This window comes from Vibrio cyclitrophicus (assembly GCF_024347435.1).
Taxonomy (GTDB): domain Bacteria; phylum Pseudomonadota; class Gammaproteobacteria; order Enterobacterales; family Vibrionaceae; genus Vibrio; species Vibrio cyclitrophicus.
In genome coordinates this window covers 49895-66069 of record NZ_AP025481.1, presented here as the reverse complement: position 1 = coordinate 66069, position 16175 = coordinate 49895, and the positions used below count along the sequence as shown (strand labels likewise).

The 16175-nt window shown below is 45.2% G+C and carries 14 protein-coding genes; 9 read left to right on the top strand and 5 right to left on the bottom strand.

Annotation, left to right across the window (positions count from 1 at the left end):
* Positions 1–94 precede the first annotated feature (94 nt).
* Positions 95–1423 (bottom strand): anaerobic C4-dicarboxylate transporter, encoded by a 1329-nt coding sequence (locus OCW38_RS15325; RefSeq protein ID WP_016766967.1) that lies wholly within the window; start codon positions 1421–1423, stop codon positions 95–97.
* Positions 1424–1834: 411 nt separating this feature from the next.
* Between OCW38_RS15325 and OCW38_RS15320 the strand changes: the two genes are divergently transcribed.
* The 9 genes from OCW38_RS15320 to OCW38_RS15280 all read left to right on the top strand — a co-directional run bounded on the left by OCW38_RS15320 (position 1835) and on the right by OCW38_RS15280 (position 12851).
* Entirely contained in the window at positions 1835–2494 is a 660-nt protein-coding gene (locus OCW38_RS15320) for an HAD family hydrolase (RefSeq protein ID WP_010432777.1), read from the top strand.
* 210 nt (positions 2495–2704) lie between these two features.
* Positions 2705–3331, top strand: a complete 627-nt coding sequence (locus OCW38_RS15315; protein ID WP_016766966.1) for an HD domain-containing protein — start codon at positions 2705–2707, stop codon at positions 3329–3331.
* A gap of 63 nt (positions 3332–3394) precedes the next feature.
* A complete protein-coding gene (locus OCW38_RS15310; RefSeq protein ID WP_016766965.1) occupies positions 3395–4081 on the top strand; it encodes a DNA-3-methyladenine glycosylase I in 687 nt (228 codons plus the stop codon).
* A gap of 274 nt (positions 4082–4355) precedes the next feature.
* On the top strand, positions 4356–5090 hold the full coding sequence (locus OCW38_RS15305) for a GntR family transcriptional regulator (protein ID WP_016766964.1): 735 nt from the start codon (positions 4356–4358) through the stop codon (positions 5088–5090).
* 481 nt (positions 5091–5571) lie between these two features.
* Positions 5572–6960, top strand: coding sequence for a xanthine dehydrogenase small subunit (gene xdhA, locus OCW38_RS15300; protein ID WP_016766963.1), 1389 nt, complete (start codon positions 5572–5574; stop codon positions 6958–6960).
* On the top strand, positions 6953–9358 hold the full coding sequence (xdhB, locus tag OCW38_RS15295) for a xanthine dehydrogenase molybdopterin binding subunit (RefSeq protein WP_016766962.1): 2406 nt from the start codon (positions 6953–6955) through the stop codon (positions 9356–9358). Before xdhA ends, xdhB begins: the two co-directional genes overlap by 8 nt.
* A gap of 53 nt (positions 9359–9411) precedes the next feature.
* Positions 9412–10293, top strand: a complete 882-nt coding sequence (gene xdhC, locus OCW38_RS15290) for a xanthine dehydrogenase accessory protein XdhC (RefSeq protein WP_016786017.1) — start codon at positions 9412–9414, stop codon at positions 10291–10293.
* Between the two features lie 59 nt (positions 10294–10352).
* Complete coding sequence (gene guaD, locus OCW38_RS15285) at positions 10353–11687, top strand: guanine deaminase (RefSeq protein ID WP_010432757.1); 1335 nt, start codon at positions 10353–10355, stop codon at positions 11685–11687.
* 282 nt (positions 11688–11969) lie between these two features.
* Positions 11970–12851, top strand: a complete 882-nt coding sequence (locus OCW38_RS15280; protein ID WP_016766959.1) for an AEC family transporter — start codon at positions 11970–11972, stop codon at positions 12849–12851.
* Between the two features lie 111 nt (positions 12852–12962).
* Here the strand turns inward: OCW38_RS15280 and OCW38_RS15275 are convergent, their stop codons facing one another.
* From OCW38_RS15275 to OCW38_RS15260, 4 genes are all read right to left on the bottom strand, one after another.
* A complete protein-coding gene (locus tag OCW38_RS15275) occupies positions 12963–13343 on the bottom strand; it encodes a carboxymuconolactone decarboxylase family protein (protein ID WP_016766958.1) in 381 nt (126 codons plus the stop codon).
* A gap of 60 nt (positions 13344–13403) precedes the next feature.
* A complete protein-coding gene (locus OCW38_RS15270) occupies positions 13404–13760 on the bottom strand; it encodes a MerR family transcriptional regulator (RefSeq protein WP_010432749.1) in 357 nt (118 codons plus the stop codon).
* A gap of 43 nt (positions 13761–13803) precedes the next feature.
* Complete coding sequence (locus OCW38_RS15265; RefSeq protein WP_010432746.1) at positions 13804–14322, bottom strand: hypothetical protein; 519 nt, start codon at positions 14320–14322, stop codon at positions 13804–13806.
* 285 nt (positions 14323–14607) lie between these two features.
* Positions 14608–16110, bottom strand: a complete 1503-nt coding sequence (locus tag OCW38_RS15260; protein WP_010432742.1) for an RDD family protein — start codon at positions 16108–16110, stop codon at positions 14608–14610.
* Positions 16111–16175: the final 65 nt, after the last annotated feature.

Below are 16175 nucleotides of genomic sequence, written 5' to 3'. Positions count from 1 at the left end.
CTCGTATCAAAGCTAATGCCCAAGACAGATTAAACAAAAACAGCGCCTCAATAGGCGCTGTTTTTCGTTTCTTATCTCGTTATCGCTAGTTTAATTAAGCGATAAAAATCTGAGCCAATGCGTAGCCTAAACAACATGCGCCTACTACACCGATTAAACCAACCGACATGAATGAGTGGTTGAAGTACCACTTACCAATCTTGGTTGTGCCAGAGACATCGAAGTTCACTGTTGCGATGTCTGATGGGTAGTTCGGGATAAAGAAGTAGCCGTAAACTGCTGGCATCAAGCCGATAAGCAGTGCTGGGTCTAGCCCTAAGCCAAGGCCAACAGGTAGCATCATACGTGCAGTTGCTGCTTGAGAGTTCACCACAACCGATACAATGAATAGCGCTAGTGCGAACGTCCATGGGTAGTTAGTCACCATTTCCACGATGCCCGACTTAAATTGAGGCATTGCATATTGGAAGTAAGTATCCGACATCCATGCGATACCGAAGATAGCAATCGCCGCCACCATACCCGATTTGAATACCACGCCGTTTGGCACATCACGCGGATCAGTTTTAGTTGCCAGCAAAATGATACCGCCGAAACAGAGCATCATCATCTGGATGATCACTGACATCTTGATTGGCTTGTCGCCGTCTACGATGGTTCGGATCTCTGGCACCATTGCCACGATGACAATCACGACAATCGACAATAGGAAAATCAAAACCGCATTACGAGCCGAAGTTGGCAGAACTTCATCCAAAGAGGTCGCGGTGGTGCTTTCAATGCGTTTTTTCCACTCAGGATCTTTTAGGCGTGCTTGGTATTCAGGATCGTCGCTCAATTCTTTACCGCGTTTTAAGCTATACAAAGAAAGCAAGAACGTACCAAACAATGTTGCAGGAACCGTCACCATCAAAATAGAAAGCAGAGTAATAGAGTGTTGAATATCAGATAGCTGCGCGAGGTAGTACACCACAGCCGCAGAGATTGGTGATGCCGTAATCGCCAACTGAGATGCTACCGACGCAGCTGCCATTGGACGCTCAGGACGAATACCGTTCTTCAATGCCACATCGCCGATGATTGGCATAATAGAGTAAACCGCGTGGCCAGTACCCAATAAGAAAGTCATCGAGTAAGTCACGAACGGTGCTATCAAGGTGACGCGTTTCGGGTTCTTTCTCAGTACCCTTTCCGCAACTTGCAGCATGTATTTCAAGCCTCCCGCCGCTTCTAAAATCGAAGCACAAGTCACAACTGCGAGGATGATCAACATGACAGTGACAGGTGGAGACGTTGGTGGCATCTTGAAGACAAACACCTCGATAACCAAACCAATACCAGAAACAACACCTAAGCCAATACCACCATACCGAGACCCGATATAAAGTACGACTAATAAAAATAGAAACTCAAAATACAACATAAGCAACCCTGCTAAAAATATGGACTAATGATATTTTGTCTCTAAGCTCAGCCATTTACTTATTGCTTGGTCACACTATCATTGAAGGCTACCGCAAATTGTTTTTTATAAGATTATGGTCACGCTAACAAGCCTGTAAGTTTATGAAATGTAATAGTAAAACAAACACCCGACCTCGATTTGTTATGTATAACAGTCATAATTGTATCTGTTAGATCTCGATGACCTATAAAAGATTAGGCTCATAACTGAACGATATTATTTCAGCTTGAATTAATGAGATTTCAAGTCATTCAGAAGCATATTGCACACCCAATACTTCCGATTCTAACTCAACGCTGACTCGCCTATCCTTAGACACTATGTCAAAATACTCATTCTCACGACGACAATAGATAAAGAACCACGGATATGAATTTTCAAGCTGCTATTTTTGATATGGATGGACTACTGCTCGACACCGAGCGACTTTGTATGCAGGTTTTTGAAGAAGCATGTCACGCGCAAGGTGTTCCGTTTTTGCAAGATGTCTACCTAGGCATTATTGGCTGTAACGCAAAAACCATCGAACAGATCTTTAGAAATGGTTACGGTGAAGGCTTAGATTATCCTGCGTTAAACAACGAATGGCGAACTCGTTATAGTGCGATTGTTAAGAACCAAGCGATCCCTGTAAAAGACGGCGTGATTGAGCTTCTTGAATGGCTCAAATCAAACGACATTCCAATCGCGGTGGCGACCTCGACTCAGCTTGATATTGCAAAAAAGAAGCTTGAGTTGGCTGGCCTAGATTCTTACTTCACCTCGTTAAGCACAGGCTGCGAAGTAACTCACGGTAAGCCTCATCCAGAGATCTACCTGCTAGCGGCAGAACGCCTCGGTGTTGCACCTGAAACCTGCCTAGCGTTTGAAGATTCAAACAACGGTATTCGCGCGTCGATGGCTGCAAACATGATCAGTTTCCAGATCCCAGATCTGGTTGAGCCTTGCGAAGAAGTCAAAGCCCTTGGTCACACGATCAGCCCTTCCCTGCATCATGTGTTAGCACAGCTTCAACAAGCCGCTGCTTAAGTTCTGATTACCGTTGATAACGCTTTACCTGTCTCGTCCTAAAATACATAGACAAGCCTCTCTATCAAGCCGACTCACAAAGTCGGTTTTTTTGTGGGTACTCCTTTTATAAAAGATAAAAACTCGCGCTTGAAACTGTTACAGTCGAGGTGGAATATATCCTAAGTAATAAGCCAGATTGCTAACATCTACATATGGAGAAAGAGACGCGTGAAGGAAAAGTTTGAAGACCAACTGCTTGATTTTGCACAGCGAGAGATGACACAAGATGCAGCTCACGACATCAGCCACATCAAGCGCGTAGTCAAAACCGCTAAGGCGTTGTGTGTCCAAGAACAGGCCAAGCTTGAAGTCGTTCTACCCGCCGCTTACCTTCATGATTGCTTCACCTTTCCTAAGAACCACCCGGACAGAGCCCAAAGCTCGCAAATGGCAGCAGACAAGGCGATTTCTTTCCTCAAATCTATCGACTATCCTGCGTCCTATTTGGATGAGGTCCATCATGCTATTGTCACGCACAGCTACAGTGCCAACATCACTCCAGAAACCTTGGAAGCTCAAATCGTCCAAGATGCCGATCGACTAGATTCTCTCGGTGCGATTGGTATTGCTCGCTGCCTGTATGTGGGCCAGAGCTTTAACGCAGAACTCTATAACCACCAAGACCCGTTTGCGAAGCAACGTGACTTGGATGACAAACATTACAGCGTCGACCACTTTTACGTGAAGCTATTCAAGCTGGCTGAAACAATGAATACAGAATCTGCCAAATTAGAAGCCAACAAGCGCACCGACTACATGCGTGGTTTTCTCGCTCAATTGGCGACAGAAGCTTAAGCTCCTTTTCATATAGAAATTAGTCCCCATATCATAAAGAATCGCTTTAGTTTGGAACCTTCAATGACCCAAGAAAAATTCGACACCATTTATCAACGTGCGGCTCACCGTAAAGGCGGAGCGGCCGAACTCGAAAAGATTGTCCGTGCGCCCCTTTCACAAGCCGAGTTATCACAAATCACTGATGACCGTTGGCTGGCCGCTTTTACCGAAAAGGTCTTCCAGTGTGGTATTTCGTGGAATGTGGTGAGAAAGAAGTGGCCACAATTTGAAGAAGTATTCTTTGAGTTCGATATTGAAAAGATGCTGATGCTGCCGAATGAGATGTGGGAACAGAAAGCGCAAGACCCGCGCATTATTCGCCACCTCACCAAGGTAATGACCATACCTGCCAACGCCATGATGATCCACAATGCCAAGCGTGAAGCGGATTCCTTCTCGCAAATGGTTGCCGACTGGCCATCAGAACGTATCACCGAGCTGTGGGATTACCTGAAAAAACACGGCAAGCGATTAGGTGGTAATACTGGAGCCTACACTCTGCGCCAAATGGGTAAAGATACCTTCATCTTGTCATCAGATGTTGAAGCACACCTACGCAGCACAGACGTGGTTGATAGCGGTCGTAACACCAAGCGAGCACAACTGGCAGCGAGTAAAGCCTTCAACGAATGGCAGCAACAGTCAGGTCGTAGCCTGAGCGAAATCAGTCAGATCGTGGCATACAGCTGCGGCGATAATCGAGTATAGCTTTAAACAGAACGCGCATTTAGCTTTAATTACATACACACTTAGCTTCGACCAGATGCGCACTAAGCTTTAAACCAAAACTCACTTTTTAAAAAGTACATAGTTCAATATTGCACCGATTTGTACGAAACTGAATGTTATAAGTCGTTAACAAATAAGCGTACATCGCACTTTCAGCCAGTGGCATTGTATAGATAAGTGTATACAATGTAAGGTAACACTCACGAATCATGCTCAACCCACCCTACTCGACTAAACAAGGGCCCTTATCTCTATGACAGCTCTCAAAAACTCTGTCTCCAAAGGTATAAATACAAAAGTATCAGGCCAGACTCAAGACGATGTTGTTTACTGCCATATCTTCGACGCGATACTAGAACAAAGGCTGCCACCAGCCACCAAATTAAGCGAAGAAGCCCTCGCAGAAATCTTTGGCGTTAGCCGTACTATTATCCGTCGTGCCTTACTACGACTCTCTTTGGAGCAAGTTGTGGTGATCCGCCCTAACCGAGGAGCTGTGATTGCGGCTCCAACAGTAGACGAAGCCAAACAGATATTTAAAGCACGTGAAGTAATGGAAATTGCTATCACCGAGCTAGCCGTTAAAAACGCGACCAAAGCTCAAATCGAAGAGTGCAGAAAATTGGTCGCGAAAGAGAACTGTGCTTTCGACCAAGGTGATTACGGCTCTGGCTTACGTTTGTCTGGAGAGTTCCACATCAAACTGGCTGAAATGGCCGAAAACGCTCCACTGCTGGCTTTCCAACGCAGTTTAGTATCGCAAACCTCACTGCTGATCGCTCAATACGAAACGGGCAACCACTCAAACTGTTCTTTAGACGAACACTCCGGCTTACTGGATGCAATAGAGTCAGGCAACGAACAACAAGCCGTCGAGTTAATGCAAGAACATCTAAGCCATATTCGTTCTAAACTCAACCTAGACAGCAGCACAGCTTCTAGTGATCTACATGTGGTATTCTCCGATCTGCTTAAGAAGAAATCATAGTCCTTTAAACAACAATTTTTATAAATCGACAGAAGTGAACCAATTGTGTTCACTTCTCTTCTTTATACCTGAATCCCTCTTTTTACCTTATAAAATCAACGCAGCTTTGCCCGGAAATTTTGCTCTCGATTACCTCAACACTTCAGAAAAGTTGAATAGTAACGATACTTCACATCACAAAAACTCCTCTTAATTTGTATACATAGTCAAAACCCAACCTTCACAAAAAAACTTCTAAATAACCAGTCAAGTCCATATAAAACAAGTCACTACAATAGAAATTAAATTGTACACAATCCACCAAAGCGCCATATTGTTGCGTTTTTGTAAATAAATAGTTGACCCTTAGGTCAGGATGGATAATTATTGACCTAGAAGTCAAAAAGAATACACATGGAAATATGTCGATTTACAAGGAGGTCTCTTGATTACTTTTTTGCTCAATCAGGAAATAAGACGTGAAGATAATCTGTCGCCAAATATGACAGTGCTCAACTACCTTCGTACCAAAGTTAATAAAACGGGTACAAAAGAAGGTTGTGGGTCGGGTGACTGTGGTGCATGTACGGTAGTTCTGGGTGAAGTGGTTAATGGACAGCTGCAATACCGCTCGGTGAACTCTTGCCTAACTTTCGTTTCAGCGCTGCATGGCAAGCAACTGATCACGGTAGAAGATCTACAAAACCGAGATCGCTCTTTGCACCCAGTACAGAAGGCGGTGGTAGATTTTCACGGTTCACAGTGTGGTTACTGCACACCGGGCTTCATCATGTCGATGTTTGCACTAGGCAAGAACAAACCCGATGCAAGTAAAGAAGACGTCATGGAATCACTGGCGGGTAACTTATGTCGCTGTACTGGCTACCGACCAATTGTTGATGCTGCGATGTCACTTTCAACAGACCAGCCTTTGATCGACCAATTTGCTGAGCTTGAACGCAACACCATCAAGAAGCTAGAAAGTATTCAAGACACCGAAGCCAACTTACGCCTTGGTCACCTCACCGCTTTTTCCCCGAAAAGCACCGATGAACTGGCCAAGCTTTTTCAAGCGCATCCGAACGCTAAGCTGGTTGCTGGCGGTACGGATTTAGCACTGGAAGTGACGCAATTCCATCGCGAGATTGAAACACTGATCAGCGTGAACCTTGTTGAAGACATGAAGGTATGTGAAGAGACCGACACCGATTTAATCATTGGTGCCAACCTGCCTATCAGTGATTCTTACTCACTACTGAAAAAGCACTACCCAGATTTTGGTGAACTGTTGCATCGCTTTGCTTCACTGCAAGTACGCAACCAAGGCACCATCGGCGGCAATGTAGCCAATGCTTCACCTATCGGTGACACCCCTCCTCTGCTGATTGCCCTGAACGCGAAGATCAAACTTCGTTGCGGTGACGAGTCTCGCACAATGCCGATTGAAGATTACTTCATCAGCTACAAAGTGACAGCGCAGAAAGAGAGTGAGTTCATTGAACAGATCATCATTCCTAAAACAAGCAACGACAGCTTTCGAGCTTACAAACTGTCTAAACGTTTAGACGATGACATCTCTGCGGTGTGTGGTGCGTTTGATATTCAAATCGAAGATGGCAAGGTTTCTTACGCTCGTATCGCCTTCGGTGGTATGGCTGCAACACCTAAGCGCGCGGCGCGTTGTGAAAATACGTTATTAGGTAAACCGTGGACAGACGCTAATATTAAGTTAGCGATGCAGGAACTGTATAACGACTTTGAGCCGCTATCTGATTTCCGTGCCAGCCAAGAATACCGTTCATTGTCGGCGGCCAATATGTTGCGCCGTTACTTCATTGAACGACAGAACAAAAACAACCAAATCGAAACAAGGGTAACGTCTTATGTCTAAATCAAATTCCTCTGGTCACAAGAGCAATGCGATGACCCACGAAGAGATGGTTACCATTGCAAAACAAGACCTAAAAACTGGCGTAGGTAAAAGCGTTAAACACGACAGTGCAGCCAAGCAAGTCACAGGCGAAGCGGTGTACATTGATGATCGCCTAGAGTTCCCGAATCAGCTGCACGTATACGCACGCCTGAGCACGCAAGCGCACGGCAACATCACCAAAATAGACCTATCTCCGTGTTACGAATTCGAAGGCGTGGCGATTGCCATTCAAGCCAAGGACGTACCGGGTGAACTGGATATCGGTGCCATCCTACCGGGTGACCCACTGCTCGCTGATGGCAAAGTAGAATACTACGGCCAACCTGTGATTGCCGTGGCAGCCAACGATTTAGAGACGGCACGCAAAGCCGCACATGCAGCCATTATTGAATACGAAGAGCTACCCGCCATTCTTGATGTAAAAGAAGCGCTAGAGAAAGAGCACTTCGTAACAGAAAGCCACACTCAACAACGTGGTGACTCGAAAGCCGCGCTGGCAAAAGCGAAACATGTGATCTCAGGTGATCTAGAGATCGGCGGCCAAGAGCACTTCTACCTAGAAACTCAAATCAGTAGCGTGATGCCAACCGAAGACGGCGGCATGATCGTGTACACCTCGACTCAAAACCCGACCGAAGTTCAAAAGTTGGTTGCGGAAGTGATTGGCGTGCCGATGCACAAAGTCGTGATTGATATGCGTCGTATGGGTGGTGGTTTCGGTGGTAAAGAGACTCAAGCGGCCTCTCCAGCATGTATGGCTGCGGTTATTGCCCACCTTACAGGCCGACCAACCAAAATGCGTTTGCTGCGCAATGAAGACATGCAGCAAACCGGTAAACGCCACCCGTTCTACAACCAATATACGGTCGGTTTTGACGACAATGGTATGATTCAAGGTGCCGACATTACCGTTGCAGGTAACTGTGGTTACTCGCCAGATTTATCAAGTTCTATCGTCGACCGAGCAATGTTCCACTCAGACAACGCCTATTACTTAGGTGATGCAACTGTGGTCGGTCATCGATGCAAAACCAACACGGCATCGAATACCGCTTACCGTGGCTTTGGTGGTCCGCAAGGCATGATGACCATCGAACACATCATGGACGAGATTGCGCGTTACCTGAAAAAAGATCCTTTGGAAGTACGTAAGGCGAACTACTACGGCGAAGAAGGCCGTAACGTGACCCATTACTACCAAACCGTTGAAGACAACTTTTTACCTGAGATAACTGAACAGCTTGAACGCAGCAGTGACTATCACGCACGTCGTAAAAACATTGCCGAGTTCAACAAGCAAAGCCCTATTTTGAAGAAAGGCCTTGCGATCACACCAGTGAAATTTGGCATCTCGTTTACTGCGACTTTCTTGAACCAAGCAGGTGCGCTCATCCATATCTACACCGATGGCAGTATTCATTTGAATCACGGTGGTACGGAAATGGGGCAAGGCTTGAACATCAAAGTGGCACAAATCGTTGCACAGGAGTTCCAAGTCGATATCGAACGTATCCAGATCACCGCTACAAACACAGGCAAAGTTCCGAACACATCACCAACCGCAGCCTCATCGGGCACCGACCTCAACGGTAAGGCCGCGCAAAACGCCGCAATGACCATTAAGCAGCGTCTGATTGACTTCGCGGCTTCGCACTTCAAAGTGTGGCCTGAAGAAGTGGTATTTAAGAACGGCATGGTGCAAATCCGCGATGAGATCATGACCTTCAACTCGTTTGTTGAACTGGCTTGGTTTAACCAAATCTCGCTGTCGAGCACTGGCTTCTACCGCACTCCGAAGATCTATTACGATCACGAGAACGCGCGCGGTCGCCCGTTCTACTACTACGCATACGGAGCATCTTGCTCAGAAGTTATCATCGATACCCTAACCGGTGAAAACAAGATTCTGCGTGTCGATATTCTGCATGATGTGGGCGCTTCACTGAACCCTGCGATTGATATCGGCCAAGTCGAAGGTGGCTTTGTGCAAGGTGTCGGTTGGTTAACGACGGAAGAGTTGGTTTGGAACCAGCAAGGCCGCTTGATGACCAATGGTCCTGCGAGTTACAAGATCCCGGCGATTGCTGATATGCCAATTGATTTCAGAACGCATCTTTTAGAAAACCGTAACAACCCAGAAGACACCGTCTTCAACTCGAAAGCCGTGGGTGAACCGCCTTTCATGTTGGGTATGTCGGTATGGAGCGCACTGAAAGACGCCATTAGCTATGTCGCCGTCGATGGGGCGATTCCTAAGCTCAACACACCTGCAACGCCAGAACGTATTCTGATGGCGATTCAGGAAGTCACTGAAACGGCTCCGACTTCGGTCGATGCTCAATCAGAAACGGCTTAAGGCTCATATCGATCGTTTAGCTTGGGAAGCATAAAAGGGATTTAGGAGGACATATGTTTAAGGATAATTGGATTCACGAACTGGCAAAACTGGAAGAGAACTACGAGCCATGTGTAATGGTGACGGTGCTCGAAGACAGGGGGTCTGTTCCACGCGATGCGGGCACAAAAATGCTTGTCACTCGTGACCGAATCATCGCTACGATTGGTGGTGGTCACCTTGAACATGTGGCCACTAAAATGGCTCGCGAAATGCTGATTGCCAGCGAAAAATCGCTCAAAGTGGAACGCTTCAACCTAGGCGCTCGTTTAGGCCAATGTTGTGGCGGAGTGGCAACGTTAAGCTTCGAACCGATTGGCACTCAGCAGAACCACCTTGTGCTGTTCGGCGCAGGCCATGTTGCCAAAGCGCTGCTGCACATTGTCGCAACCCTGCCCTTCCGCGTGACCTGGATTGATGAGCGTGAAGAAGTATTCCCTGAAACGCTGCCACACGGTGTTAAAAAGCTTGTCTCAGATGATCCGGTTGGCGAAGTGAAACACATGCCACCGAACAGCTATTACCTTGTGATGACGCACAACCACCAGCTCGATTTCGACCTGACCAAAGCGATTATTGACCGTGAAGATAGCCGTTACTTTGGCATGATTGGTTCGCTTACGAAGCGTAAGAAATTCGACTTCCGCTTAGAGCAACGTGGCTACAGCCAGGAACAGATAGAAACTATGCTTTGCCCGATTGGCATTAGCACAGTGAATGGCAAACACCCTGCGGAAATTGCGGTATCGGTTGCAGGTGAATTGATCGCACACTATCAAGGCCAAGCTCTTGAACAAAAGCGCCCGACCAAACACTATCGAAATCAAGATTTGACCGTTCAACACAGTCAATCAAGCGATATAGTTGAGCCACCATTGGAAGAAAAGATCGCCTAACACAAGTCGCAAAGCTTCAATGGACAAGATCTCACTGAAGTCATTAAAAGGAAGTAAACATGACAACGCAACGCAAAGCTTATCGCGCCAGTATTTTACATAGCGTAGCCGATCCAAAAGATGTCGGTATCGATGAGTCTTACGACTATTTTGAAGACGGTGTTTTAGTCATAGAGAACGGCCATGTCGTCGATTTAGGGCATGCCAATGAAGTATTGGCTCGCCAACCAAAAACACTCGAAGTAAAAGAATACAAAGATAAGCTGATCACCTCTGGCTTTATTGATACGCACATCCACTACCCTCAAACAGGGATGATTGCATCTTATGGTGAGCAGCTTCTTGATTGGTTAGAAAACTACACCTTTCCAGAAGAAAAGCGCTTCAAGAACCCCGTCTACGCACAAAAAGTAGCCAAACTATTTCTTGACGAACTGGCCAGCAACGGTACGACTACAGCATTGGTATTCGGCACCGTACACAAAGAGTCGGTGAATGTATTCTTTGAAGAAGCCGAAAAGCGTAACCTACGCATGATAGCGGGCAAGGTACTGATGGATCGCAATGCGCCCGATTACCTCACAGATACACCAGAATCAGGCTATGCTGAATCCAAGGAACTGATTGAGAAATGGCACAACCGCAGACGTTTGCTTTACGCCGTGACACCTCGCTTTGCCCCAACCAGTACACCAGAGCAACTTGCTACTGTCGGTAAACTGCTAGAAGAATATCCCGATGTGTACATGCATACTCACCTTTCTGAAAACGAGAAAGAGATCGAGTGGGTGAAATCGTTGTTCCCAGAGCGCAACAGTTACCTAGATGTTTATGACCATTACGGATTGCTTCACAAGCGTTCGGTATTTGCTCATGGTATTCACCTTTCTGATTGTGAATGCAAACGCCTTGCCGATACTGAATCTGCCATCGCATTTTGCCCAACCTCAAACCTATTCTTAGGCTCGGGCTTGTTTCGATTACCTGAGATGGAAGATCACGGCATTCGTGTCGGTATGGGTACCGACGTAGGCGCTGGTACTAGCTTCTCAATCCTGCAAACCATGAGTGAAGCGTACAAAATCATGCAGCTACAACATAAGAAGCTGCACCCGGCTAAGTCGCTGTTCTTAGCAACACTAGGCGGGGCACGTTCACTGCATTTAGAAGACAAGATTGGGAACTTGGAAGTCGGAAAAGAAGCGGATTTCGTGGTATTGGATCTACACGCCACTCAGCTGATGCGTTTTAGAATGGAACAAACCACTAAGCTTGAAGAGAAACTGTTTGTATTAATGAGCTTGGGTGACGACAGAACCGTTAGCGAGACTTATATCTACGGCGAAAAAGCCTACGACGTTAACTTTAAAGATTATAAGAAGCTCGTTAGCTAATCTTAAAGTCGAGTAACAATCGCTAGATAGCGGCAACCGTCGTTTATTAAATAATCCGTCCAGATTTATCTAGCTTTTAAAGACCAGCCGTTAACACTGCTGGTCTTTTTTTGTCATTAATTCAAAGAAATATAAATTATTGCTCATCGTGTGCTTCATACCCATGACGTGGCCGGCTTATATTGATAGGTTAGGTTTACTCGGTGAGAGTTTGCACATTTTTTCAGACAGTCAGCTTTTTCCGTTTAAAACAGAACCAACACTCTCTTAGAAAGGAATTCTATGTTTGAACAGGTCGTCAGCATTCTGTTTCCCGTTTTTGCTTTAGCCAGTGCTGGCTTTGCAGTCGGTCGTTGGCTTAAGCCCGATTTTAAACCAATCAATCGCATCAACATGGATGTGTGTATTCCTGCGCTAGTATTTGCATCGCTGACCACCATGCCTCTCGACACAGAACAACTGCCACTCATCACCGCTTCTTTAGTTACGGTACTAGTGCCAGCATTGTTGATGATTCCGATCTGTAAGATCTTTAAGCTCAACTTCAAAGCTTGGGCTCCCCCACACATGTTTCGTAACAGTGGCAACCTTGCAATTCCCCTGTTCACTTATACCTTTGGCGAAAGCGCATTAGCCCCTGCAGTACTGCTATTTGTGGTGTCGGCATGTGTCCATATTAGTGTAGGTTTGGCATTACTAAGTGATGGTAACCCGATAAAACAGATTCTTAAGATGCCGATCTTCTTAGCCGCTGCATTAGCGATGACGCTCAACCTGTCTGGCATTGCAGTGTGGAATCCAATCTATGAAGCCACATCGCTACTCGGCCAAGCCGCCGTGCCTATCATGTTGTTGTCGCTGGGCTCGCAAATGGTGAACTTAAAGCTAAGCGGACTCAAAGTTGGCTTATTTTGTACCGCTCAATCGCTGTTTACAGGATCCATCGCCTTTACCATCATCTACTTCTTTATCCCGTTGCCTACGTTGCACCTACAAATGATGGTGTTGTTCACCATGTTGCCACCCGCCGTGATGAACTACCTGTTCGCTGAAAGGTTCAATGTAGAACCTCCGAAGGTCGCGTCTATGGTGTTGTTTGGTAACTTCTTGAGCGTGATTACCTTACCGATTTTGCTGTCGTTCGCGCTGTCTTTGTCGCCTTAAAGAACCACGAACCTTCAGGTTTACGACCTTTAAAACTTAACAAATCAATAAAAAGGGAGCGCAACTTAGCAGAGTTGGCGCTCCCTTTTCAGACTATATTTTCTGTTTATCTTAGGCTGTGTTTCTTTCAGCAAGCACTTCCTTGAAAGCAAACATGCCATTGAGTGCCGAAGGGAATCCCGCATAGACCGACATCTGCAATATCACTTCTTTGATCTCTTCCTCGCTACATCCAACATTGAGTGCTGCATTCAAATGTACCTTAAGCTGAGGCGCACAATTGCCAAGTGCAGTGAGAGCTGCCACGGTCGCAATCTCTCGCGATTTCAAATCCAAACCGGTGCGTGAATAGACGTCACCAAAGGGATACTCGATAGTATATTTGGCAAGATCAGGACAGATATCTTGCAGGCTTTCGATAACCTGTTGCCCTGCTTCTCCGTCGATATGATTAAGCCTTTCTAAGCCAGTTTCAAAACGTGATTGATTCATGAGTCTGTTCCTGTATTTATAGTTCACAGGAACACCTTACAAGTTAGAGTCGACTCTAAGTCAACGGACTTTTCCATCTCGATACAAACTAATTTTTTGCTCTAACGCTGCCAGATGTTTTTGTTGCTCTTCGATATGAGCTCGCAAATTCTGTTGATGTTGTTCGAGTAACACTTGCCGCTGAGAAGTCGACTCTGGCCCTAACTCCCTCAGCTTTGCGTACTCTAGAATTTCATCCAGTGGCATTGCGGTATCTTTCAGGCGCTTCACAAACTCAATCCAAGTAACGTCCTTCGATGTATACACTCGATGGCCGCTACTGTTTCGTTGAATATTTTTCAGCAAGCCTATTTTTTCATAATAGCGAAGCGTGTGAGCCGACAACCCCACCAACCGAGAAAACTCACTCACATTCATTACTTCACCTTTTCTATCTGGGTATAAGTACTAGGAACTCAAACTATGCGCACTTATCTAATTTGAGCTCTGCGGTCACTTTCGTCAAACGTAAAGCAATAGCAAAACACACTAAGTAAGGACTCACATACCAAAAGATGCTTTCTAGTGGCTGCTTCACCTGCGCTTCTCTGGTTTTTATGTACTGGTTTTTCTGCTTCTCATACTGACTCAGCATACCACTCACCCACACGGCGTCGCTTTCCACCAGCGATACGCTAGGTTCAGGAACCGTAAAATCGGCAGCATTGGGCAACAGAGTGAAATCGACATCTTTGAATGTGATCGCTGTATTCAAATACCACAAACACGCTTCGTGGTACTGACCATTAATGTCTAAAGACGGCTGACCGGTGCAGAGATCACTTCTTAATTTATCCAAAGAAAACTGCTGAATCGACTCTAAAATAGCGACCGCTCTGGTTTGTTCTGTCTCAACCCAATCACCGGCCACCGATGCGCGAATTTCAGACACAGCACCAAGCATGCCGATACCCGCCAACAACGGCCATAAATAATCCATCAATTTCCACTTTCGTCGGCTCAAGTTGAACCCACACAAAATTGGAATATGTAAGATGAGCGTTAGCCCTAGTGATAGCAAAACGAAATTCAAAGAGCTAGAGAGCATGAGTTCGCTATCGAAGAAGTTCTTCATAATGAGAAACTTGCCTGTATAACAAAGAGAAATTTGATACTAGGTTCGATATTTGAAAAGAGTGTAAGGGGAAGGTAAAAACAGCACCAAGATTGGCGTTGGCGCTGTTTATTTGAGCATATAGTTACCGAGACTAAACTTACTTCGGAATTATTTGATGGTACTAAAATCGAGGTTTCTAGGAACAGCAACACTAACAACCTGGCTTCCCGCGATTAAGTCATGCAAGCAACGTCTGTTTTTACGTAAAGCAAATAGATAGTTTAGCAACGCAATAAATTGACCAATCAAAGGGATATATATAACGACTGTCATCGGTAGGACTCGTTTACCCAGTATATTGAACAACCCCATTTGTTCGCCCTTCATATCGACAATCGCGATTTCCATTACATTTTTGCCAATAGTCTGCCCTTTCTTATGCAGCAAATAACCATTCAACAAAAGGAACACGAACCAACCGTAAGCAGTGACAGCTATTAGTTCTGCTGTATCAGCCGTCCCTGTTTCAAATATTTTTTGGAAATAATCGGTATAGAGATAAATTGGCGTCACAGTAGCTACAGCAATTAGGACATCAATAAAAATGGCCCAAAAGCGTAACCATCTAGACGCAAGTCTTACTTCAGGTACATTTTCAACTGTCGGTGACAGGCTTTCTAATGATTCGTGCTTATTTTTCCCCAAATTGTTGGCTGACACACTAACAACTTGAGTGCCTGCGATTAAGTCATGCAAGCAACGTCTGTTTTTTCGGAAAATAAAAAGAGAATCCAACATGGATATCAAATGGCCAGTGATAGGTATAATAGTAAAGGTAATCATAGGTATCATTCGTTTACCCACTATTTTATATAACCCTATAGATTTACCTTCCATATCGACAATCGCAATTTCCATTAGATGTTTGCCAATCGTCTGTCCCTTCTTATTCAGTAAATACCCATGTACCAATAAAAACATCAGCCCTAAATAGGCATAGACAGCAGCGACTTCTCTAAGGTCTATCACCCCTGTATCGATTGTTTTTTGAAAATAATCTGTATACATAAAGATTGGCGCAATGATGGCAGCCGTAATAACACCATCAATAAAAAACGCTAAAAGACGAGGCCATCGAGATGCAGGGATAACTTCCGTTGTATTTTCACTAATTTCAGAGTTGTCGCTACCTGAACTTTTCTTTGAAACAATGACAACTTGAGTGCCAGCGATTAAGTCATGTAAGCAGCGTTTGTCTTTGCGAAAAACAAACAGATAATCTAACGTCGGTATAAATGGACCAATAAAAGGTATGTAAGCTATAGCCACCATAGGAATGATTCGTTTGCCCACTATGTTTAGCAAACCTATTTGTTTACCTTCCATATCGACAATCGCAATATCCATTAGATTTTTACCAATTGTCTGCCCCTTCTTGTGAAGTAAGTACCCTTGGCACAAAAAGTAAACCACCCAACCATAAACAGTCAGAGCAACTTGTTCTGTTAGCTCAATGGTTTCACTGGAAAGCAATTTATCGTACAAACCGCCATATAGAAAAACAGGAACAATGAAAATCGCACACACGAAAACATCAATGATAGATGCCCATAAACGAGACCATCGAGACGCGAGTACAATTGCAGGGGTGTTTTCTATTGCTTCAGACATGTCCTTTCCTAAGGTGGTATTGATTATTGGCGTAGAGGAATCGATTTTGATAGCGCCAAGTTGAC